19 protein-coding genes are annotated in these 21,635 nt (G+C 65.7%); 15 read left to right on the top strand and 4 right to left on the bottom strand.

Annotation, left to right across the window (positions count from 1 at the left end; genetic code table 11):
* Nucleotides 1-340 precede the first annotated feature (340 nt).
* Nucleotides 341-505, bottom strand: a complete 165-nt coding sequence (locus tag GJ654_RS00240) for a Flp family type IVb pilin (RefSeq protein WP_155444090.1) — start codon at nt 503-505, stop codon at nt 341-343.
* 322 nt (nt 506-827) lie between these two features.
* Here GJ654_RS00240 and GJ654_RS00235 point away from each other — a divergent pair, with 322 nt between their 5' ends.
* The 11 genes from GJ654_RS00235 to GJ654_RS00185 all read left to right on the top strand — a co-directional run bounded on the left by GJ654_RS00235 (nt 828) and on the right by GJ654_RS00185 (nt 10,627).
* Nucleotides 828-1,307: a pilus assembly protein N-terminal domain-containing protein gene (locus GJ654_RS00235; protein ID WP_155444089.1), complete on the top strand. Its 480-nt coding sequence runs from the start codon at nt 828-830 to the stop codon at nt 1,305-1,307.
* Between the two features lie 129 nt (nt 1,308-1,436).
* Entirely contained in the window at nt 1,437-2,072 is a 636-nt protein-coding gene (locus GJ654_RS00230; protein WP_155444088.1) for a TadE/TadG family type IV pilus assembly protein, read from the top strand.
* Nucleotides 2,069-2,938: a TadE/TadG family type IV pilus assembly protein gene (locus GJ654_RS00225; RefSeq protein WP_155444087.1), complete on the top strand. Its 870-nt coding sequence runs from the start codon at nt 2,069-2,071 to the stop codon at nt 2,936-2,938. The genes GJ654_RS00230 and GJ654_RS00225 overlap by 4 nt, the downstream gene beginning before the upstream one ends.
* 129 nt (nt 2,939-3,067) lie before the next feature.
* Nucleotides 3,068-3,307 carry a hypothetical protein gene (locus GJ654_RS00220; protein WP_155444086.1) on the top strand — a complete coding sequence of 80 codons (240 nt, stop codon included), beginning with the start codon at nt 3,068-3,070 and terminating at the stop codon, nt 3,305-3,307.
* Between the two features lie 62 nt (nt 3,308-3,369).
* Entirely contained in the window at nt 3,370-3,762 is a 393-nt protein-coding gene (gene apaG, locus GJ654_RS00215; RefSeq protein WP_155444085.1) for a Co2+/Mg2+ efflux protein ApaG, read from the top strand.
* On the top strand, nt 3,762-4,931 hold the full coding sequence (argE, locus tag GJ654_RS00210) for an acetylornithine deacetylase (RefSeq protein ID WP_155444084.1): 1,170 nt from the start codon (nt 3,762-3,764) through the stop codon (nt 4,929-4,931). Before apaG ends, argE begins: the two co-directional genes overlap by 1 nt.
* 90 nt (nt 4,932-5,021) lie before the next feature.
* Nucleotides 5,022-5,219: an NAD(P)-binding domain-containing protein gene (locus GJ654_RS00205; RefSeq protein ID WP_155444083.1), complete on the top strand. Its 198-nt coding sequence runs from the start codon at nt 5,022-5,024 to the stop codon at nt 5,217-5,219.
* Nucleotides 5,220-5,272: 53 nt separating this feature from the next.
* A complete protein-coding gene (locus tag GJ654_RS00200) occupies nt 5,273-5,932 on the top strand; it encodes an ABC transporter ATP-binding protein (protein WP_155444485.1) in 660 nt (219 codons plus the stop codon).
* The gene (locus tag GJ654_RS00195) at nt 5,929-8,403 is read left to right on the top strand and encodes an ABC transporter permease (protein ID WP_264586072.1); all 2,475 of its coding nucleotides are present in this window, start codon (nt 5,929-5,931) and stop codon (nt 8,401-8,403) included. The genes GJ654_RS00200 and GJ654_RS00195 overlap by 4 nt, the downstream gene beginning before the upstream one ends.
* A 64-nt stretch (nt 8,404-8,467) precedes the next feature.
* On the top strand, nt 8,468-9,508 hold the full coding sequence (locus GJ654_RS00190) for a lipocalin-like domain-containing protein (protein ID WP_155444081.1): 1,041 nt from the start codon (nt 8,468-8,470) through the stop codon (nt 9,506-9,508).
* A gap of 441 nt (nt 9,509-9,949) precedes the next feature.
* The gene (locus tag GJ654_RS00185) at nt 9,950-10,627 is read left to right on the top strand and encodes an outer membrane protein (RefSeq protein WP_155444080.1); all 678 of its coding nucleotides are present in this window, start codon (nt 9,950-9,952) and stop codon (nt 10,625-10,627) included.
* Nucleotides 10,628-10,707: 80 nt separating this feature from the next.
* Here GJ654_RS00185 and GJ654_RS00180 read toward each other — a convergent pair whose 3' ends face one another.
* Genes GJ654_RS00180 through GJ654_RS00170 form a run of 3 tightly spaced genes read right to left on the bottom strand, consistent with a single transcriptional unit; the run spans nt 10,708 to nt 14,465 of the window.
* Nucleotides 10,708-11,736, bottom strand: coding sequence for a hypothetical protein (locus GJ654_RS00180; RefSeq protein WP_155444079.1), 1,029 nt, complete (start codon nt 11,734-11,736; stop codon nt 10,708-10,710).
* Between the two features lie 27 nt (nt 11,737-11,763).
* Nucleotides 11,764-13,011, bottom strand: a complete 1,248-nt coding sequence (locus GJ654_RS00175; protein WP_155444078.1) for an arginine deiminase — start codon at nt 13,009-13,011, stop codon at nt 11,764-11,766.
* 23 nt (nt 13,012-13,034) lie between these two features.
* Nucleotides 13,035-14,465, bottom strand: a complete 1,431-nt coding sequence (locus GJ654_RS00170; RefSeq protein WP_155444077.1) for a basic amino acid/polyamine antiporter — start codon at nt 14,463-14,465, stop codon at nt 13,035-13,037.
* A 426-nt stretch (nt 14,466-14,891) separates the two neighbouring features.
* On the opposite strand from GJ654_RS00170, the gene GJ654_RS00165 reads away from it, so the two are divergent.
* From GJ654_RS00165 to GJ654_RS00150, 4 genes are read left to right on the top strand one after another with little or no spacing between them, the layout of a single operon-like run.
* Nucleotides 14,892-15,941 carry a patatin-like phospholipase family protein gene (locus GJ654_RS00165; RefSeq protein ID WP_155444076.1) on the top strand — a complete coding sequence of 350 codons (1,050 nt, stop codon included), beginning with the start codon at nt 14,892-14,894 and terminating at the stop codon, nt 15,939-15,941.
* A gap of 20 nt (nt 15,942-15,961) precedes the next feature.
* Entirely contained in the window at nt 15,962-17,419 is a 1,458-nt protein-coding gene (locus GJ654_RS00160) for a GntP family permease (protein ID WP_264586090.1), read from the top strand.
* A 31-nt stretch (nt 17,420-17,450) separates the two neighbouring features.
* On the top strand, nt 17,451-18,536 hold the full coding sequence (locus GJ654_RS00155; RefSeq protein WP_155444074.1) for an efflux RND transporter periplasmic adaptor subunit: 1,086 nt from the start codon (nt 17,451-17,453) through the stop codon (nt 18,534-18,536).
* Nucleotides 18,533-21,580, top strand: a complete 3,048-nt coding sequence (locus tag GJ654_RS00150) for an efflux RND transporter permease subunit (protein ID WP_155444073.1) — start codon at nt 18,533-18,535, stop codon at nt 21,578-21,580. The genes GJ654_RS00155 and GJ654_RS00150 overlap by 4 nt, the downstream gene beginning before the upstream one ends.
* Nucleotides 21,581-21,635 lie beyond the last annotated feature (55 nt).

The raw sequence follows: 21,635 nt of genomic DNA, 5'->3' as shown, positions 1-21,635 counted from the left end.
CGGAGCAACGCGCGGCCCAACCGCCGGCGCGGCGTCATAAGGGTTCCGCGTGATCGCTTCGCGATCGGCGAAAACGAAATCGCGCGAAAAATGGTTTCCGAACTGATCGTTCGGAAATCGCATCACCGGCTCCGGGGCGAACCGCCGGAGCGGCCGATCGGGCGGCTCGGGGAGATCGGTTCGCGCAGTCCGGCGTTTGCAGACAGTCCTCGGATCGTCCGGGCGCGGCGACGCCGAACGGCGCGCGCCACTGTGCGCCGGCGGGAGGCCGGACGAAAAAAAAGCGGCCTCCGGCGAACCGGAGGCCGCGCGTCCCAGCCGCGAGAGCGGCCGGCCTTGGTCAGTTCAGGCCGTTGGAAATGGCGGTGAACTTGGCGTTGAGGCGGGTGCCGACCGTGGTGAGGGTGGTGATGGCGACCACCGAGATGAGGGCGGCGATCAGGCCATATTCGATGGCGGTCGCGCCGGACTCATCCTTGGCGAAACGGGCGAACAGCGACTTCATGTCAAAACTCCTGGTTTTACGAACGTCAGCCCCTGGAACTGCTCGGGACCGGCGCTGACCTCGGCAAGGTAGGAGCCAAGCCATTGCCGTTGCGTTAACGCGGGAAACAAATCCGGAGCCCTTCTCCACAAGGTTACCAAGACTGTACTTGCATTGCGGATATTTATTGGAAAACCGCCGGCCGCCGCCCCCGGTCGGCGCGCGAAACACCTCCCCCGCCAGCCCCTGACGTTTCAGGACGACGGCGTCCTCTATTTAGTCTTCATTCACCAAATTCGGCTTTACTGGGGGGAAGAGGCGTTCCAGCGGGTGGGAGATCGAGATGCGTTTTGACGCGGCGGTGCGGGTGTTCGGCAAGGCGGCGATCCTCGCAGGCCTCCCCGCTCTTCTCATGTTGACCCCCTGCCCGGCCACCGCGGGGTCGCGCGACCTGGTGGTGGTGACGGTCGATCGCGCCCGCATCGCGCGGATCCCCGAGAAGACCCAGACGCTGGTCATCGGACAGCCCGGCATCGCCGACGTCACCATGCTCAAGAACAGCGGCATGGGCGTGATCACCGGCAAGAGTTTCGGCGAGACCAACCTGATCGCGCTCGACGGCGAAGGCAACATGCTCGGCGAATGGATCATCCGGGTCGGCGCCGACAGGGCGGACCTGCTGGTGCAGAACGGATTGAATCGCGAGAGCTACATTTGCGCGCCGGACTGCCTGCCCACCGTCGAACTGTCGGACAGCAAGACGATCGCCACCGACCGCGCCGCCGCCGTCACCGCGCATATGGGCTTCTCCGCGGGAAAATGATGCTGACGCACGGAATTTGATTGGGCAAGGTAACCAAAGGGAAAGGGCTACGCGTCACACTCACTTCCGCAAATAGCGAGGCCGGATGGCGTCGCCCCTTGCGTTGAAGATGTGGCGAGGATTGAACGCGTGGAAGCCCCCCTCGAAACCGCCAGACCCGCCTCGGCCCGCCGAGGCCTGCTGGCGCGCTTCGCCAAAGACCGCCGCGGCATCGCCGCCCTCGAGTTCGGCATGGTCTCCATTCCCTTCCTCGGCCTGCTCTGCGCGATCTTCGAAACCGCCTTCGTCTATTACAACCACGAAGTCTTCGACAACGCCGTCATCAATGTGGCGCGGCAGATTCTCGTGGGCCAATATTCAACGACGGCGCAAACCGCGTCCGACTTCAAGACGACGACCGGCGCCAACGGCTACAGCCTGTGCGGCGCGCTGCCCAGCTACTTCGATTGCGACAAGGTCATCCTGAACATATCCACGCCGACCAACGACCTGTTCGGATCGCTGAACGGAACGGTCACCAACAGCTTCATCACCAACCCGTCGGCGAACATCACCGTTCCGGCGCCGGGATCGATCGTCGTGTTCCAGGCCTATTATCCCATGCCGATCTATCTCTCGGTCCTGCTGGCGAGGGGCGCGAACGGCAACCAGGCGGCCAACCTCTACGGCCAGAGCTCGAACACGGTCAGGACGAACCCGATCACCGGCTCCGGCCTGGTGCACGACATCTATTCCGTCATGGTGTTCAGGAACGAACCGCAATGATTGGCAGCCTGGTCCCGCGCGCCGCGCGCGCCCTGCGCCGGTTCTGGCGCGCCCGCGCCGGCATCGCCGCCGTCGAGTTCGCCTTCATCATGCCGATGATGCTGGTGCTCTATTTCGGCATCGCCCTGCTCGGCCAGGGTCTCGAGATCAGCCGCAAGGCGCAGTTGGCCTCGCGCACGCTGGCGGATCTTACGACCCAACAATTGCCGGTGGTGAGCGGCGGAACGGCGAGCGCCAGCTGCTCAACCCACACCGCGATCCCCTGCGTGTCCAATGTCGAACTCTCCGATTTCTACGCCGCCGCGCAACTGGTGATGACGCCGTTCCCATCGGGCGCCACCGTGATGAGCGCGGCGATCAGCGAGATCGTTTTCGACAATGTCAGCAAGACCGACAAACGCTGCTGTCAGGCGCGCGTCGTCTGGAGCGTCGGCTTCGGGACGAATCCGCCGGTGCGGAGTTGCAGTGTGAACGGTCTGACGCCGGTCGCCAACGGGACGAACGGCGCCTCGGTCATGCCCTACGGCAATTATCCCACCGGCGCCGGCGACGTCACCCACAACAATTCGGTCCTGAACAACAGCACCACCAACGCCACCGATTATTACGTGATCGTCGCCGACGTGACCTACACATACCGGCCAGGATACGATTTCAAACTGTTCTCCTGGGGAGGCGCCGGCGCGACCTACACGATCAGTCGGACGACCTACATGTCGCCCCGCTTCGGCGGCTCGCTGGCTCAGCCCAACACTCTGGACGGCGGCGTTCAGCAGACTCAGGCGATTCTCTGGAGCAATAGCGGGACCTCGACCGCCACCGTCTCCAACAATTGCACCTCGGGAACCCAATACTATCTGCCCTGAAACCGTCGCGACACACGCGAGGCTGAATTTTCCGTTAAATCGCGCCGCGCCGGCGGCATGTATTTTTATTGGCGGCGGCGCGTTACCGTCACATTGTTCGGATATAGCCTCGGCGTTCCCAAGACCTTCATGGTGAAAGTTGTCGTGACGCTCTATCACTTCCACATTATCGACGCCGATGGCGGCCGGCGGGAGGCGCAATCCCTGCGCCTGCCCAACATCGACGCCGTGTGGGCGCAAATCGCCGCGCTGGCCGGCGCGCGCGACGCGGAAGGGCGCCACATCCGCGTCACCAACGAGGCCGGCGGCATCGTCGTGCTGGTGGGCGCCTCCACCGCCCGCCGCCTGCAAAGCCTGCGCGCCGCCTGATTCGGCGGCGAAGTCTGAATTTGAGGCTCGACGGCGCGCGAGTCCTGAGGCAAATTTCCCTCATGTACAGCGCCGTCACCCAGAATGTCGAAGTGGTCGCCATCCCCCTCTACGCCCCGGAGCGCAGCGCGCCCGAGGAAGGGCGCTGGTTCTGGACCTATACGATCGAGATCGTCAACCACGGTCTGATCCAGGTTCAGCTGGTCGAGCGCTGCTGGACCATCACCGACGCCGCCGGGCGCGTGGAAATCGTGCGCGGCCCCGGCGTGGTCGGGGAAATGCCGATTCTCGATCCCGGCGCCACGTTTCGCTACACCTCCGGCTGCGCGCTGAACACGGCGTCCGGCATCATGTTCGGCGTCTATCGCATGGTGGACGCCAACGGCCACGCCTTCGACGCGGAAATCCCCGCCTTCTCGCTCGACAGTCCGGCCGAGAAGCGGGTGATCAACTGATGACCGGCGCCGACCCCGCGCTCGACCGCGCCATCGCCCTGCTCGACCGTCTCGTCTCCTTCGACACGGAGAGCGCGCGCAGCAATCTCGCCCTGATCGATTTTGTTGAGGACTATCTTTTGTCGCTCGGCGCCCGTTTCACCCGCATTCCCAATGCGGCGGGCGACAAGGCGGCGCTGTTCGCCACCTTCGGCCCCGACGCCGACGGCGGCGTGGTGCTGTCGGGCCACACCGACGTGGTGCCGGTGAAGGACCAGCCCTGGAGCTCGCCGCCCTTCGTGCTGCGCCGCGACGGCGCGCGGCTTTATGGACGCGGAACCTGCGACATGAAGGGTTTTGACGCGCTGTGCCTCGCCATGGCCCCGGAGTTTTCGACGGCGGCGCTGAAAAAGCCGATCCACATCCTGCTCAGCTATGACGAGGAGACCACCTGCGCCGGCTGCCTCGATTCCATCGCCCGGCTCGGCCATGACCTGCCCCGCCCGGCGCTGGCCATCATCGGCGAGCCCACGCTGATGCAGGTGGCCGACGCCCACAAGAGCGTCGTCACCTACCGCACCGTGGTCACCGGCCACGAGGCCCATTCGTCAAAACCCTGGCTCGGCGTGAGCGCTGTGCACGTCGCCTGCGAACTGGTCGGCGCGCTCGAACGGATCGGCGAGGATCTGCGCACGGAGGTCGATCCGCTCGGCCGGTTCGAGCCCGCCTATTCCACCATCCATGTCGGCCAGATTTCTGGCGGCACCGCGCGCAACATCATGGCGCGCCATTGCGAATTCGCCTGGGAATTCCGCGGCCTGCCGGAAGTCCCGTATGACAGGGCGCTGAAAAAATTTGAAATCGTCTGCGAAGAGGTCAAGGCCCGCCGCATGAGCGGCTTTCCCGCGGCGAAAATCGAGACTTTTGTCGACACGATCGCGCCGGGCCTGTGCGCGGAGCCGGAGTCCGCCGCCGCGACGCTCGCCCTGGCGCTGGCCCAATCGAATCACACGATCGCCGTGCCCTACGCCACCGAAGCCGGGCAATTCCAGAAGGGCGGCCTGCCCTCGGTGATCTGCGGTCCCGGCAGCATCGACCAGGCGCACCAGCCCGACGAATTCATCGAAATCGCGCAGCTCGAAGCCGGGCTGGCGTTCCTGCGGCGGCTCGCCGCGCAGCTTTCCCGGTAAATCCGCGCGCGGGACTGGCGCGCACGCGTCCGCTCCCACACATAGAGGAGACCGCCGGGTCGGGCCGGCCGGATTATTCGAGGTTTTCGAATGACAATCGGTTTCATCGGGCTGGGCGACAGGGGCGGCGCCATCGTCGGCCATCCGGGCGCTGCCGGTCACGAGGTCACGGTCTGGAACCGGAGCGCCGACAAGGCCGCCCCCCCGGCTGAAGCCGCGGCCAGCGACACCGTGGGCGGGTCCACCATCGCAAAAATCGTGTCTGAAAACAGCGGGGTGGATCGTTGACCGTCGCCGCGCCGGCCGTCCAGGCGCCCGAGTCGCCGCCCGCCGCCCAAAAACTGCTGCGGGTCTCCCACCTGACAAAAAACTACGAGACGCCGCAGGGCCGCGTTCCCGTGCTCAAGGGCGTCGATCTCACGCTGGCGCGCGGCGAGAGCATGGCGCTGATGGGCGAATCCGGCAGCGGCAAGAGCACGCTGCTGCATCTCGTCGGCGGCCTCGACGCCGCCGATTCCGGCGAGATTTTGGTTGACGGCGTCGAGGTGACAGAACTTTCAGACGCCGGGCGGGCGGCGCTGCGCCGCGAAACCCTCGCCGTGGTGTTCCAGCAGTTCAACCTGATTCCGAGCCTCACCGTGCGCGCCAACGTCGCCTTCCAGGCGCGGCTCTCCGGACGTTTTGACGCCGCCTGGAACGACGAGCTGATCCGCCGCCTCGGCCTCAAAACCCTGCTGGAGCGCTATCCCGAGCAACTCTCCGGCGGCCAGCAGCAGCGCGCGGCGATCGGCCGGGCGCTGGCGGTGCGGCCGCGCCTGCTGCTGGCCGACGAGCCCACCGGCAATCTCGACGAGGCCACGGCGGATGAATTCATGGCGCTGGCCCTCGACGTGGTCGCGGCGACCGGCTGCGCCTTCCTGATGGTGACGCACAGCGAAAGGCTGGCGTCAAAACTTCAGCGCAGGGTGCGACTCAGCGCGGGAGTGATCGAGACGCCGTGAAGCAAGTTCTTTGGACTCTCGCCGCCCTGCTCAGCCACTGGCGCCGCCGCCCCGGCAATTTCTTGGCGCTTTTCGTCGGGCTGGCCATCGCCACCGCCTTGTGGACGGGCGTGCAGGCGCTCAACGCCCAGGCGCGCAAGTCCTATGACCGCGCCGCGTCCGCCTTCTCCGGCGGCGGCGCCCAAATTCTCGCGCCCACCAGCGGCGGCGCGATCGCGCAGGACGTTTTTGTCAAACTGCGGCGCGCCGGCTGGAAAGTCTCGCCAGTCCTCGAAGCCACAATTCTCATTCGCGGCGTTCCCTATCAACTCCTGGGCATTGAACCGCTGACCCTTCCGCGCGGCGTCGCGGTGGGCGGGCCGGCGGCCGCAACCGGCCTCGGCGCCTTCCTGACGCCGCCCGGACAAGCGCTCGCGTCGCCAGAGGTTTTGCGCGATCTCGGCGCGGCCGAAGGCGAAAAAATCGCCCTTGACTATGGCAACAAAACCCTGCCGCCGATCCAGGCGAACCCGGACGCGCCCGCCGGGACGCTGACGGTGGACATCGGCGTGGCGCAAGACCTGCTCGGCCGCAACGGACAGATTTCGCGGCTGATCCTGGAAAAGCCGCCCGGCCCGGGCGCGCCGTCGCTCGAATCGGTCGTGGGCGCCGCCCTGCGCCTCGTGCCGCCGGGCGAGGAGGAGGCCGACCTCAAGCGTCTCACCGAAAGCTTTCATCTCAACCTCACCGCCTTCGGCCTGTTGGCCTTTCTCGTCGGGCTGTTCATCGTCCACGCCGCCTTTGGACTGGCCTTCGAGCAGCGCTTGGGCATGGTGCGAACCCTGCGCGCGGTCGGTGTGTCCACGCGCACGCTGGCCGCCGCGCTGCTCAGTGAAGTCGTCCTGCTCGCCCTGTTCGCCGGCGGCGTCGGCGTTTTTGGCGGCTTTCGGCTCGCCGCCGCCCTGTTGCCCAATGTCGCCGCCAGCCTCGACGCGCTCTACGGCGCGCGGGTGGCGGGCGGCCTGACGCTCGACCCGGCCTGGGTCGCGTCGGGGCTCGCCATTGCGCTGGTCGGCGCGCTGGTCGCGGCGGCGGGCGGCCTGACCAAGGCGCTGCGCCTGCCCGTGCTGGCCACGGCGCAGCCCTTCGCCTGGCGAGAAGCCCAGCAGCGCTTCCTTTGGCGACGCGCCTTGCTGGCGCTCGCCGCCTTTGGCGCTGCGCTTGCCGCCTATGCCTGGGGCCAAAGCCTTTATTCGGGTTTTGTCGTCCTCGCCGGCCTGCTGCTCGGCGGCGCGCTGCTGCTGCCGGTTCTGCTCGCGGGCGCGCTTCGCCTGGGCGAAGCCAGCGCGGGCGGTCCGCTGCAAAACTGGTTCTGGGCCGACAGCCGCCAGCAACTCCCCGCCCTTTCGCTCGCCCTGACCGCCCTGCTGCTGGCCTTCGCCACCAATGTCGGCGTCGGCGGCATGGTCGAAGGTTTTCGAAACACTTTTGTCGGCTGGCTCGACGGCCGGCTGGCGGCGGAGGTTTATCTGGAGGCGGCAGGGTCCGAAGAAGCGAAACGCATAGAAAACTGGCTGTCGACGCGCCCCGATGTGCAAGCGGTGCTGCCGGGGGCGAGCGCGACGGTGCGGCTGTCGGGCTGGCCGACCGGCGTGATCGGCATGGCCGCGCACGAAAAAACGTTTCGCGACCATTTCCCAATGCTGGAGCAAACGCCGGACGCCTGGGACGAGATGAAGCGCGGCGCGGGCGCGCTGGTCAGCGAACAACTCGCCCGCCGCCTGAATTTTTCGCTCGGCGCGACGCTCGACATTCCGACGCCGCGCGGAAACTGGCCCGTCAAAATCGTCGGCGTGTTTCCCGATTACGGCAACCCCAAGGGACAGGCGCGCATCGACATTGACGCGCTGACCAACCATTGGCCGGACGCGCCGCGGACAAGCTTTGGCCTGCGTGTCGCGCCGGAGCAGGCCCCGCGCGTGATCGCGGCGCTCCAGGCCCAATTCGGCGCGCAAATCGCCCGCATCACCGATCAGGCCAATATCAGACGAATCTCGACCCGCATTTTCGAGCACACGTTTGCGGTCACCGCCGCGCTCAACACGTTGACCCTGGTCGTTTCGGCGATCGCCCTGCTGGCGAGCCTGACGACGCTGGGCGACATGCGCCTCACCCAGGTCGCGCCGGTCTGGGCCAGCGGCGTGTCGCGTCGCCAATTGGCGCAACTCGAAGTCTTGCGCATCCTCATGCTCACCGCCGCGACGGCCATTGTCGCGCTGCCGCTCGGCCTCACCCTGGCCTGGTGTCTGGTCGCGGTGGTCAATGTGCAGGCGTTCGGCTGGCGGCTGCCCTACCAAATGTTTCCGTGGCAATGGGCGGAGATTCTGGCGCTAGCCCTGCTCACCGCCGCACTCGCCGCCCTGCCGCCGCTGCTGCGATTCCTGCGGACCACGCCGGCGCAACTCGCGAGGATCTTTGCTAATGAGCGCTAGCCACCGCCGCGAAACGATCGGGGGCGCTCCCTTCTCCCCTTGCGGGAGAAGGTGGAGGGGCCGGATGAGGGGTTCGTCCCTCTTGAGCTGCTCGATCGCCGCCGCTCTGTTTTTCGTCACGCCCGCGCTCGCTCAAGGTTTCGCAGGCCTCGGGAGCGACACCACGGGCTTCGAAAAGCCGGTTCCCGGCAAAAAGCTGGTCTTCCCGCAAGATTTGGGCGCGCATCAAAACTTTCGCACGGAATGGTGGTACGTCACGGCCAACCTCACCGACGAGGCCGGCGCCGCCTACGGCGTGCAGTGGACCCTGTTCCGACAGGCGAGCGCGCCGGGCGACGAGCGGCCGGGCTGGGCGAACCCAAATGTCTGGATGGGCCATGCGGCGGTGACAACGGCGACCGACCACCTGTTCGCCGAAATTTTTGCGCGCGGCGGGATCGGGCAGGCCGGGGTCACGACCACCCCGTTCCGCGCCTGGATCGACGACTGGGTTTTCGATGGCGCCAAACTTGTCGCCAGCGGACCGGACTTTCGCTACGCCTTCAATCTCCGGGACGATGGCCCGCTCGTGGCGCAAGGCGACAACGGGTTCAGCCTGAAATCCGACGACGGCCGCGCCTCCTATTATTTCAGCCAGCCTTTTTACCGGATCGAAGGCGTCCTCACGCTGCGCGGAAAAGAGATCAAGCTGAAGGGCCTCGCCTGGATGGACCGGGAATGGAGCACCCAATATCTGGCCGCGAGCCAGAAAGGCTGGGACTGGTTCTCGCTGCATTTGTCCACCGGCGAGAAACTGATGCTGTTCCGCATGCGCGACGCGAGCGCCCCCGATTTCCGCGCGGGAACCTGGATCGCCGCCAACGGCGCGCCACAAAAACTCGCGCGCGACGACATCGCGCTGACGCCGCTGGCGGAAACAAAGGTCGCCGGCCGCACCCTTCCCACGCGCTGGCGGCTTCAGGTGAAAAGTCGCGGCCTCGACATCGAGACCGCGCCGGTCAACGCCGCGAGCTTCATGGCGACCAGCATCCCTTATTGGGAAGGCCCGATCACCCTCCAAGGCTCGCATGCGGGAAAGGGCTATCTGGAGATGACCGGCTACTGATACGATTTCCATTCGCGCGGAAATCCGCCCTTCGCCTGGAGGATTTCCGCGCGATTTCGTTTTCGCGGATCGCGAAGCGATCTTGCGGAAACCGGATGAAACGGCGCGGCGGCCATCCTCCGCGTCGTCCGGCGGACCCTGAGCAATGACGTGAGATCGCGTCCCGGCGCGCGCAGCCCATGCTTTCGCCAGCGCCAACGCTTTATTAACCAGCATATTCAGTATGTATGCTTAAGGCTCCCGGAGCTGTCTTCGGACCTGCGCCTACAATTAACATCTAAAACTGCGATAAATACGATTGTATTTTGGAAACACATTTTTGACTCTCTCTCGAACACACTCACTAATCTCCATTCACCATTTATTTTTACGCCACAACAACCTTTACAGCTCTAAATCGCTCCAACTCGGCCTGCGCGGCTGGAAAATGGAGTGAGTGTGATGAAAAAGGTCTTGATCGCCGCCGCCGGGGCGATGGCGTTCGCCTCTCTGGCTCAGGCCGCCGATCTGCCCTACCGCAAGGACGCGCCCGCGGCTTACGATTACGCGCCGGCCTTCAGCTGGACCGGCTTTTACGCGGGCGCCACCGCCGGGATCGGGTTCGGCGGCTTCACCGGCGCCGAGCAATATTTCGGCACCAGCCCAATCGGCGGCCTCTATGGCTTCACCGCCGGCTACAATTACCAGCAGGGCAAACTGGTCGTCGGCGGCGAGGCCGATTTCGCCTTCGGCCATGTCGGCGACTCCGCCACGCCGCCGATGGGCGGCTCGTCGACGGGCGTCGCGCGCGATTTCTTCACCGCCCGGGCGCGCGTCGGCTACGCCATTGTCGACCGCGCCCTCATCTACGCCACGGGCGGCTATGCCGGCGCGGACATCCGCGCCATGATCTCGTCGCCCTTCTCGAACCCGGTCCTGGCGCTCGACCAATCCAGCATCGCCAATGGCTGGACCCTGGGCGCCGGCGTGGAATATGCGATCACGCCGCACTTCTCGCTGAAGGGCGAGTATCTCTACGCCTCCATGGGCAACAACACGTATTTCGGCGGCTCGCCCGCCAGCATTTCCGGCGGCCTCAACCTGAACGTGCTGCGCGGCGGCGTGAACTACCACTTCTAGCTCTAGGATTTACGACACGCGCGCGTAAACCACTCCGATCGAAACCGGCGCTAAATCAAACGATTGCGCCGGTTTTTCGTTCAGAAACGCCAGCCCAGTTTGACCGCGGCGATCGCCTGGAACTGCCCGTAGCCGCCGCCGGGCGCGCTGGACCAGACCTTCAGATAGGAGCCCTGGAGATCGAAGGCGGGGTGGCCGAACAGCTCCGCCGTGCGCTCGCCGCCAAACACGGAGGCGGGCACGACATATTCCACCGTGCCGATCGGCTGGATTTCGTAAGCGTGGCTGGAAGCGCCCAAACTGTTGCGGTCAAACCAGCGCCCCAAAAATTCGACCGCGAGGCTGGCGTTCCAGTCGGGCGTGATGACGTAGCTCATCGAGGGAATGATGAAGGCCGCCTGGGAGGAGGTCTGCGGCTCGCGCAGGCGCTGCTGCACGAAAGCGGTCAGGCCGAACGACAGGACGGTCGCCGCGGACGTATTGCCGGCGATGCCGACCTGACGGAAATCGCCGTCGAAATTGACTCTCTTGTTGAAGCCGAGATTGAAATCCTGCCGCGCCGAAAGCTGGTTGCTGAAGGTTGGCGAAAAGTCCCAGCGCGGCGCGAAGGCGAAATAGGGCGAGAACGCCTGATCGTTGCCGGGATCGACATATTGCAGCCGCGCCGACCCGCCGCTCTTGTCGAGATTGACCTGCGAGGCCCGGAAATATCGGTCGGTTTCGGCGAAGCCGGTCACGGTCGCGCGCAGCGGCAGATCGCCGACTGGCGCCGCCCAGGACAGGGTTCCGACCGGGCGCCACTGCCCGGACGGAATGCCGCCCGGGCTGATTTCGTTGGCGTTGGAGTTCCATCCGAGCGGCAGCAGCGCGTTGGCGCGGAACTGCGGCGCGGGGATCTGCGCTTCGAGATCGGGCGCCGTCGCATAGAGGTTGGTCAGCGGCGCCGGGGTCTGCCTGTTGGGAGTCGCATAGAGCGCATCGTTCATCGCATCCTGCGCGTCGCTGAGCGAATCGAGCCTCGCCTGCGCCCACGCGCCGCCGCAAGAGCCGGCGCCACACAGCAGAGCCAGCGCGCCGGCGCGGGTTTTAAGTCCAAGAGCGATGCGCATCGAAAAACTCCCGCGAGTCCGGCCGGGTCAGAAATCGACGGGGTCGCGGATGATCGGACAGGTCATGCAATGACCGCCGCCGCGCCCGCGTCCGAGTTCGGCGCCGACGATGGAGATGACCTCGATTCCCGCTTTCCGCAGCAGCGAATTGGTATAGGTGTTGCGGTCATAGGCATAGACCACGCCGGGCGCCGCGCAGACCAGATTGGCGCCGCTGTCCCATTGCGTGCGCTCGCGCATATAGGCGGTGCCGCCGGTTTCGACGACGCGCATCTGCTTCAGCCCCAGGGCGCCGCGCACGGTTTCGACCAAGCCGCCCTCGTCCTTGCGCAGGTCCACGGTTCCGGGCTTCGAGCCGGGCCGATAGGAAAAACATTCGATCTTGTCGACGATGTCGGGATAATACAGCACGCAATCCCGGTCGGCGAAGGTGAAGACCGTGTCGAGATGCATGGCCGCCCGCAGTTTCGGCATGGCGGCGACGATGACGCGATCGGCGCCCTTCTTCTCGAACAGGGTCGCGGCGAGCTGGCTGATCGCCTGACGCGAGGTTCGCTCGCTCATGCCAATCAAGACGTTGCCCTTGCCGATCGGCATGACGTCGCCGCCTTCGAGCGTCGCCAGCCCCCAGTCCTGGGTCGGATCGCCCCACCAGACATTGACCTTGCCGGCGAAGCGCGGATGGAACTTGTAGATCGACGTGGTGAGGATGGTCTCCTCATGGCGCGCGGGCCAATAGAGGGGGTTAAGCGTGACCCCGCCATAGATCCAGCAGGTGGTGTCGCGGGTGTAGAGCGTGTTCGGCAGCGGCGGTAGCAGATATTCGGCGACGCCGGCGGCGTCGCGCACCAGCTCCAGCATTTCGCCGCCGACATGATCGGGAAATTCGTGGGTCGAAAGACCGCCGATCAGGGTCTCCGCAAGGTCGCGTGCGGAAAGCCCTTCGAGATAGGAGCGCACCTCGTCGACGAGGCCGACGCCGACCTGGTTGGGCGTGACCTGATTGTCGAGAATCCATTTCTTCGCTTCGGGAATGGCGACGGTCTCGGCGAGCATGTTGTGCATTTCGACGACCTCGATGCCGCGGTCGCGCATTTTTGAAATGAAGTCGAAATGGTCGCGCTTGGCGTTCTCGACCCAGAGCACGTCATCGAACAGCAGCTGGTCGCAATTGCTCGGCGTCAGCCGCTGATGCGCGCGGCCCGGCGCGCAGACCATCACCAGCCTGAGCTGACCGACTTCCGAATGGACGCCGAAATTCACGTTCTCGGTCATTGTGAAATGCTCCTGTGGAAAGCTCAGAGGGCGATGGCGCCGGTCGCAAGCGAATAGACGCCGTAGAGCGCGGCGACGACGAGCGCGATGAAGATGCCGAGTTCGATCGGCGTGAACAGGGTGCGGCCCTGTTCGCGGCGCGACCAGATGTAGAGGGCGGTGCCGGGGGCATAGAGGATCGCGGCGAGCAGGAGATAGCGGACGCCGCCGGCGATCAGCATGAACACCGTATAGACGGCCGCGATCGCGGCGAAGGTCAGGTCGCGAGAACGCTCCTGCGGCCGCAGGTCATAGGTTTCGCCGCGCCGCGCCAGGAGAATGGCGTAGGCCGCGACGAAGGCATAGGGGATCAGCGACATCGAGCTGGTGAGGTTGAGCATCAGCGAGAAGGCGTCGCGCGAGAAATAGGTGCTGATGACGAACAGCTGCACCACGATATTGGTCAGCCACAAGGCGGCGGAGGGCGCCTTGTTGGCGTTTTCGCGCGCAAACACGCGCGGCATGTCCTTGGTCTTGGCGGCGGTGAACAGAACCTCGGCGCAGATCAGCGACCAGGCGAGATAGGCGCCGAGCACCGAGACCAGCAGGCCGAGACTGATGAAGATCGCGCCCCAATGGCCGACCACCGCCTCCAGCACGGTGGCCATCGACGGCTGGCGCATTCCGGCGATATCGGCGCGCGCCATGACGCTGTAAGGCAGCAGGGTCACCAGCACCATGACCGCGGTGACCGCGACAAAGCCGATGATCGTCGCCGCGCCGACGTCGGAGCGTTTTTTCGCGTAGCGCGAATAGACGCTCGCGCCCTCGATGCCGATGAAGACGAACACCGTGACCAGCATGGTCTGGCGCACCTGCTCGAACAGGCTGGCCTCCGGCATGTCGGCGCCGCCCCAGAAATTCACCGAGAACAGGTCGCCCTTGAAGGAGAAGGCCATGACCACGATGAAGATCAGGATCGGCACGACCTTGGCGATGGTGACGACCTGGTTGATGAAGGCGGCCTGCTGCACGCCGCGCAGGATGGTGAAATGGAAAGCCCAGATTCCGAGCGAGGCGACGAGGATGGCGATCGGCGTGTTGCCGTCGCCGAATATGGGAAAGAAGGCGCCCAGCGTCGATTTGATCAGCACCCAATAGGACACGTTGCCGATGCAGGTGCTGATCCAGTAGCCGAAGGCCGAGAGGAAGCCGGGATAGTCGCCGAAGCCGGCGCGGGCATAGGCATAGACGCCGGCGTCCATGTCGGGCTTGCGCTCGGCGAGCGACTGGAACACGCGCGCCAGCATGTACATGCCGCCGGCCGCGATCAGCCAGGCGATCAAGGCGCCGAACGGCCCCGTGGCCATGGCGAAGGTGCGCGGCAGGGAGAAAATGCCCGCCCCGATCATCGAGCCGATGACCAAAGCGGAGAGCGAGAATAACGACAGCTTGTTCCCCGACGCGGCGGTCATTCGGCTCTCCTAGATTTATTCATTTTTCACAAACAATTCGTTCCATTCGCGAGGCAAGATGCAGCTGCGGATTGATCCTTGTCAAGGCGCGAACACAAATAGAGCGGATCAAGAGCGGCGCGATTTATTGCGCGTGGCGGGGCCTTTATTGTTGCATTGCGATAACTATTTTTTGCAATGCAATATCCACGAAGCAACCCCTTCCAGGGCGCCGGGCGCAGCGCCAAGCCCCTCGCCAACGGCTGTTGTAGCGCGCAAAATTCCAGCTCCGGCGCCTTCCGAGCGAGGCGTCGCCCACAAATCGGACCGCGCTCCCGGTTGACGGTCTGCATCGCAACTGCGAAGAATAGCCGCACCCTCTCGGTCAGGGCTGACGCAAAGATTCGATTAAGCCTCTGATCTATCAAGCAATTTCAGCGAGACTCGATGACAGGCACACCGGTTGAGACGGCCCAGGCGCCCCGCGAAAACGTCCTCGTCGATCTCGCCTTGCAAGGCGGCGGCTCGCATGGCGCCTTCGCCTGGGGCGTGCTGGATCGTCTGCTCGAAGAGCCCTGGCTGAGGATCGAGGCCATTTCCGGCACGTCGGCGGGGGCGATGAACGCCGCCGTTCTCGTCAGCGGCTATATGCAGGGCGGCGCGCCCGGCGCGCGGCAGGCGCTCGACGCCTACTGGGGTCGGGTCGCGGAGGCCGCCCGCTTCAGCCCGATCCAGCGCTCGCCGCTCGACCGGCTGATGAACCGCTGGTCGCTCGACGCCTCTCCCGGCTATATCATGTTGGACCTGCTGAGCCGGGTCGTCTCACCCTACAACCTCAATCCGTTCGGCCATAATCCGCTGCGGTCGCTGCTTGAGGACAGCATCGATTTCGCCCATCTCAACGAGGCGGGAATCAAGCTGTTCATCACGGCGACCAATGTCCACACCGGGCGAGGCCGCGTGTTCCGCAACAAGGAGATCACGCCGGACGTCCTGCTCGCCTCGGCCTGCCTGCCGACCATGTTCCAGGCCATCGAAATCGACGGCGAGCCCTATTGGGACGGCGGCTACGCCGGCAATCCGACGATCACGCCGCTGGTGCGCGAGAGCGACGCCCACGACGTCATCCTGGTGCAGATCAATCCGCGCGAGCGCCGGACGACTCCGCGCACGGCGAGCGAAATTCTCGACCGGCTCAATGAGATCTCGTTCAATTCGCCGCTGATGAAGGAATTGCGCATGATCGCGCTGCTGCGACAGGCGGTCGATCCGGGCACGGGCGAGGCGTGCCGCTGGGCGGAAATGCGCACCCATCGCATCCTCACCGACAAGCTCGCGGATTTCGGCGCCTCGTCCAAGCTCAACGCCGAGGGGGCCTTCCTCAGCCTGCTCAAGGAGGAGGGCCGCAAGGCCGCCGACGCATTCTTGACCGCCCATGGCGACGACCTCGGCAAAAAATCGACCGCCGATCTCGACGTCCTGCTGGAGGAGTGCTGATCATGAGCGGTTCCGATCTGATCGGCCTCCTGGGCATTCTCCTGGGCCTGAGCCTGCTGATCTGGCTCGCGTTCCGGGGCTGGAGCGTGCTGCTGCTGGCGCCGATCGCGACCATGGTCGCGGCGCTTTTGTCCAGCGAGCCGCTGCTGGCGCACTGGACCCAGACTTTTATGCGCAGCGCTTCGGTGTTTCTGGCGCAATTCTTTCCGATTTTTTTGCTTGGCGCCCTGTTCGGCAAGCTGATGGAGGATTCGGGCTCCGTCGCTTCTATCGCCGACGCCATGACAGAAAAACTCGGGACGAAGCGGGCGATTCTCGCCGTCGTCCTTGGCGGCGCCGTCGTCACCTATGGCGGCGTCAGCCTGTTCGTCGCCTTTTTTGTGATCGCGCCCATGGCCATGGGCCTGTTCCGCGCCGCCAAAATTCCGCGGCGGCTGATGCCGGCGGCGATCATGCTGGGCACGTCCACCTTCACCATGTCGGCCATGCCCGGCGCGCCCTCGATCCAAAACACCATTCCGATGCCGTTCTTCGGCACCACGCCCTTCGCCGCGCCGGGCCTCGGCCTGATCGCCTCCGCCATCATGCTCGGCTTCGGCCTGTGGTGGCTGGCGCGCGCGGAGGCGGCGGCGCACGCCCGGGGCGAGGGGTTCGGCGACGAAGCCGAACTGAGATCGGCGGGCGAGCTCGCCGGCGACGAAACCCTTCGCGAGCGCGCCACCGCCTCGCATGAATTCGATCCCGCCGAAATCGCCCATGGCGCGGTCGCGACCGCCAATCCGCCGTTCTGGAAGGCGGCGGCGCCGATCGTCGTCGTCATCCTCGCGAATCTGGTCCTGTCGCTGGTCGTCCTGCCGCGACTCGACCTCAGCTTTTTGGCCAAGCCGGAATGGGGCTCGATACAGCCGTCCGCCGTCACCGGCGTGTGGTCGGTGCTCACCGCCCTCACCCTGGCGATCCTGACCACGCTGGCGCTGAACGGGCGCCGCCTGCCCAATCTGCGCGCCACCATGGACGCCGGCGTCAACGCCTCCGCCCTGCCGGCGATCAGCGTGGCGAGCCTCGTCGGCTTCGGCGCCGTGGTCGCGGCGCTGCCGGCCTTCGCCATGGTGCGCGAGGCGGTGCTCGGCATTGGCGGGGGGCCGCTGGTGTCGCTGGCGGTGGCGACCAACACCCTTGCCGCGCTCACCGGCTCGGCCTCGGGCGGCCTGACCATCGCCCTCGACGCGCTCGGCGCCACCTATCTTCAGCGCGCGGCGGCCATCGGCATGGACCCCGCCCTGCTGCATCGCGTCGCGGTGATCGGAGCCGGCACGCTCGACAGCCTGCCGCACAATGGCGCGGTGGTGACCTTGCTGGCGGTCTGCGGCTCCAACCACAGCGCGAGTTACAAGGACATTTTCATGGTCGCCATTCTCGGGGCGATCGTCGCCCTGGTCGCGGTCATCGTGCTCGGCTCGACGGTCGGGTCCTTCTAAAAAGAAAAGTCGCCAATCCGGAGTTGGAACCATGCCCCTGATCCGCCCGCATGCGCGCCTGCTGCTCGCTGCATCCCTGCTGGTGTTTGCCGGCTGCAAGCAGGAGACCGCGCAAGAGGCGCCGCCGCCGCGCCCGGTGCGGACCATCACCGTGGAAAAGGCGAGCCTCGGGCAGGCCATTTCGCTGACCGGCCAGCTCCAGGCGGAAAAGGAGGTCGCGCTGGCCTTCCGCATCGGTGGCCGGATCATCGAGCGCAAGGCCGACGCCGGCGACCGCGTGACGCCGGACCAGATCGTCGCCCGGCTCGATCCCCAGAACGAAATCAACGCCCTGCGCTCGGCGCGCGCCGCGCTGTCCGCCGCCAAGGGAAGGCTGGAGCAGGATTCGAATCATTTCGACCGCCAGCAGACCCTGCTGCGGCAGGGCTGGACCACACGCGCCAATTTCGACAAGGCGCAGCAAGCCCTGCGCTCCGCCCAGGCCGGCGTGGACGACGCCAAGGCGCAAGTCGAAATCGCGGAGGATCGCGTTGGCTTCACCGAGCTCAAGGTCGGTGTGGAGGGCACGGTGACCCGCCGCGGCGCGGAATCGGGCGAGGTTGTCCAGCCGGGACAGATGGTGTTCACGGTCGCGCGCGACCACGGCTGGGACGCCGTCTTCGACGTCCCGGCGCAGGTTCTGCGCACGGCGCCCTCGGACGTCGACGTCACCATCGCCCTGACCGACGATCCCTCGGTGACCGCCAAGGGCCGGGTGCGCCAGGTCGATCCCCAGGCCGATCCGGTCACCCGCACCTTCAAGGTCCGGGTCGCGGTCAACGATCCGCCGCCCGCCATGCGCCTCGGCGCGACGGTGACGGGCCGGGTTGATGTCGATCAGGGACACGGCCTGTCGATCCCCGCCAGCGCGCTCACCGCGTCCGGCGCCAGTCCGGCGGTGTGGGTGGTCGATCCCCAAACCCTGTCCGTGACGCTCAAACCCGTCGAAGTCCTGCGCTTCGATCCCGGAACCGTGGTCCTGTCCAGCGGCCTTGAGCCCGGCGAGATCGTGGTCACGGCGGGCGTCCAGGCGCTTCATCCGGGACAGCAGGTGCGGCTGGTCGGAGAGCGCTCATGACCGGCCCCAATCTCTCCGACTGGGCCTTAAAACATCGATCGTTCGTCATCTTCGCGATGATCGCCATCGTCGTCGCCGGACTGATGTCCTATGTCCGGCTCGGGCGCAACGAGGATCCGGCGTTCACCTTCCGCGCCATGGTGGTGCAGGCGGGCTGGCCGGGCGCGACCCTCGACGACACGCTCGATCAGGTCACCGAGCGTCTCGAACGCAAATTGCAGGAGACGAAAGGCATCGACTTCCTGCGCTCCTACACCACCCCCGGACGGACCACGATTTTTGTGACCCTCAAGGGCTCGACCCCGCCCAGGGACGTGCCCGACATCTGGTATCAGGTGCGCAAGAATATTGGGGACATCCGGCGCACCCTGCCGCAGGGCGTGGTCGGCCCGTTCTTCAACGACGATTTCGGCGACACCTACGGCCTGATCTACGGTTTTACGGCCGACAACGGCTTTAGCTCCCGCGAATTGCGCGACCATGTCGAGGACATCAGGTCAAAGCTTCTGCATGTGCCCGATGTTTCGAAAATCGAAATTCTCGGCGCCCAGGACGAACAGATCTATTTCGAATTCTCGACCCGCGAACTCGCGGGATTAGGCATCGACCGCGCCGCCCTGATCGCCGCCATCCAGGCCCAGAACGCGGTGATCCCGGCGGGCGCCATCCAGACCGGCGACGAAAAGATTTCGATCCGGGTGACGGGCGCGTTCCAGTCCGAAAACGACCTCCTCGACGTCAATTTCTCCTCCAACGGCCGGCTGATCCGCCTGCGCGACATCGGCTCGATCCGCCGCGCCCCCATCGATCCGCCGCAACCGATGTTCCGCGTCAACGGCAAGCCGGCGATCGGCCTCGCCATCGCCATGGCGGACGGCGGCGACATTCTGGCGCTCGGGCGCAATGTGAAAAAATCGCTCGACGCGGCGACCGCCGACCTGCCGCTCGGCATCGACGTGACTCTCGTTTCCGACCAGCCCGTGGTGGTCGATCACGCCATCGGCGAATTCATGGAATCGCTGTGGCAGGCCATCGCCATCATCATGGCGGTGAGCATCGTCAGCCTCGGCTTCCGACCGGGCGCGGTGGTGGCGCTGTCGATCCCGCTGACGGTCGCGATTATTTTTCCGATCATGCAATATTTCGGCATCGACCTGCAGCGCATTTCGCTGGGCGCGCTGATCATCGCGCTCGGCCTGCTGGTCGACGACGCCATGACCACGGTCGATGTGATGATTTCGCGCATGGCGGCGGGCGACAGCAAGGAAAAGGCGGCGACCGTCGCCTATGAATCGCTGGCCTTTCCCATGCTCACCGGCTCCTTCATCACGGCGGCCGGCTTCGTGCCGATCGGCTTCGCCAAATCCTCGGCCGGCGAATACACATTCTCCATCTTCGCCGTGGTCTCGATCGCGCTGATCGTCTCCTGGTTCGTCGCGGTGCTGTTCGCGCCCCTGCTCGGCGTCTGGCTGCTCAAGGCGCCGAAAGTCAAACCGGACGCCAAGCCCAGCCGCATCATGGGCGCCTTCAAGTTTGTCCTTCTCGGGGCGATGCGCCGGCGTTGGCTGACCGTCGCGGTCACGATCGCCTGTTTCGTCGCCTCGCTGCTGGCGCTGCAACTGGTCCCGCGCCAGTTCTTCCCGGCCTCCGACCGGCCGGAACTGGTGGTCGATCTGACCCTGCCGCAAAACGCCTCGATCTTCGCCACCGACCGCGCGGCGCAAGACCTCGACGCCCTGCTCAAGGACGATCCCGACGTCGCCAGCTGGAGCGCCTATGTCGGGCGCGGCGCGATCCGCTTCTATCTCCCGCTCAACGTGCAGCTCGCCAATGATTTCTTCGCCCAGGCGGTGGTCATCGCCAAGGACGTTTCCGCGCGGGAGCGGTTGCACGCCAAGCTGGAGACGGCGCTTGCCGAGAAACTCCCGGGCGTCGTCGCCCGCGTTTCGCCGCTGGAGCTGGGGCCGCCGGTGGGCTGGCCGGTGCAATATCGCGTCAGCGGCCCGGACCTGAGCCAGACCCGCGACATCGCCCTGCGTCTCGGCGCGGTGCTCGGCGCCAACACCGATCTGCGCCGCGTGAACTACGACTGGATGGCGCCCGCACGCAAGGCGCGGGTGGTGATCGACCAGGATCAGGCGCGGCTGCTGGGCTTAAGTTCGCAGGCCCTGTCCTCCTATCTCAACACGGTGATGATCGGGACGCCGATCACGCAAGTGCGCGACGACATCTATCTGGTGGACGTGGTCGCCCGCGCCCAGGACGAGCAGCGGGTGTCGCTGGACACGCTGCAATCCCTCCAAATTCCGCTGCCGAGCGGACGCACCGCGCCGCTGAGCCAGATCGCGCGGTTCGAATTCGAGCAGGAATATCCACTGGTGTGGCGGCGCGACCGCACGCCGACGCTGACGGTGCAGGCCGATGTCGTCGCCGGCGCCACGCCCGAGGCGGTCGTGGCCGCGCTGACGCCGGCGGTCGACAGCCTCAACGCCAGCCTGCCCAAGGGATACAACATAGCGGTCGCCGGCACGGTCGAGGAGAGCGCCAAGTCGCAAGCCTCGGTCTTCGCCATGATCCCGTTGATGCTGTTCCTGATGCTGCTGTTCCTGATGGCGCAGCTTCACAGCTTTAGCAGACTCGCCATGGTGCTGAGCCTGGTGCCGATGGGCCTGATCGGCATCGTCCTGGCGCTGCTGCTGTCCGGACGGCCGCTCGGTTTTGTCGCCATTCTCGGCATATTGGCGCTGATGGGCATGATCGCGCGCAACGCCGTGATCCTGATCGAGCAGATCGAGGCCGAGCGCAAGCAGGGTCTGGCGATGTGGGACGCGATCGTCGAGGGCGCGATGTCGCGCTTCCGGCCGATCATGCTGACGGCGATCTCGACCGTGCTCGGCTTCATCCCGATCGCGCCGACGGTTTTCTGGGGCCCAATGGCCTTCGCCATCATGGGCGGCCTGTTCGTGGCCACGATCCTGACCCTGCTGGTCCTGCCCGCGCTCTACGTGATCTTCTTCCGCGTCAAGGAGCCGGTTTCAGCTTAGAACAGGCTGCAGCTGAAAAACCCGTGGGCCGCCCCCGCCCTTCGAGACGCCCGCC

Source organism: Rhodoblastus acidophilus, assembly GCF_009720655.1.
In the GTDB taxonomy this organism is placed as follows: Bacteria; Pseudomonadota; Alphaproteobacteria; order Rhizobiales; family Beijerinckiaceae; genus Rhodoblastus; species Rhodoblastus acidophilus_A.
The sequence above is the reverse complement of the archived record's forward strand: the minus strand, read 5'-3'. Positions and strand labels throughout refer to the sequence as shown.

Coding starts and splice junctions, on each gene's coding strand:
- GJ654_RS00240 (WP_155444090.1), bottom strand. CDS start 505: ATGAAGTCGCTGTTCGCCCGTTTCGCCAAGGATGAGTCCGGCGCGACC.
- GJ654_RS00235 (WP_155444089.1), top strand. CDS start 828: ATGCGTTTTGACGCGGCGGTGCGGGTGTTCGGCAAGGCGGCGATCCTC.
- GJ654_RS00225 (WP_155444087.1), top strand. CDS start 2,069: ATGATTGGCAGCCTGGTCCCGCGCGCCGCGCGCGCCCTGCGCCGGTTC.
- GJ654_RS00220 (WP_155444086.1), top strand. CDS start 3,068: ATGGTGAAAGTTGTCGTGACGCTCTATCACTTCCACATTATCGACGCC.
- apaG (WP_155444085.1), top strand. CDS start 3,370: ATGTACAGCGCCGTCACCCAGAATGTCGAAGTGGTCGCCATCCCCCTC.
- argE (WP_155444084.1), top strand. CDS start 3,762: ATGACCGGCGCCGACCCCGCGCTCGACCGCGCCATCGCCCTGCTCGAC.
- GJ654_RS00205 (WP_155444083.1), top strand. CDS start 5,022: ATGACAATCGGTTTCATCGGGCTGGGCGACAGGGGCGGCGCCATCGTC.
- GJ654_RS00190 (WP_155444081.1), top strand. CDS start 8,468: ATGAGGGGTTCGTCCCTCTTGAGCTGCTCGATCGCCGCCGCTCTGTTT.
- GJ654_RS00185 (WP_155444080.1), top strand. CDS start 9,950: ATGAAAAAGGTCTTGATCGCCGCCGCCGGGGCGATGGCGTTCGCCTCT.
- GJ654_RS00180 (WP_155444079.1), bottom strand. CDS start 11,736: ATGCGCATCGCTCTTGGACTTAAAACCCGCGCCGGCGCGCTGGCTCTG.
- GJ654_RS00175 (WP_155444078.1), bottom strand. CDS start 13,011: ATGACCGAGAACGTGAATTTCGGCGTCCATTCGGAAGTCGGTCAGCTC.
- GJ654_RS00170 (WP_155444077.1), bottom strand. CDS start 14,465: ATGACCGCCGCGTCGGGGAACAAGCTGTCGTTATTCTCGCTCTCCGCT.
- GJ654_RS00165 (WP_155444076.1), top strand. CDS start 14,892: ATGACAGGCACACCGGTTGAGACGGCCCAGGCGCCCCGCGAAAACGTC.
- GJ654_RS00155 (WP_155444074.1), top strand. CDS start 17,451: ATGCCCCTGATCCGCCCGCATGCGCGCCTGCTGCTCGCTGCATCCCTG.
- GJ654_RS00150 (WP_155444073.1), top strand. CDS start 18,533: ATGACCGGCCCCAATCTCTCCGACTGGGCCTTAAAACATCGATCGTTC.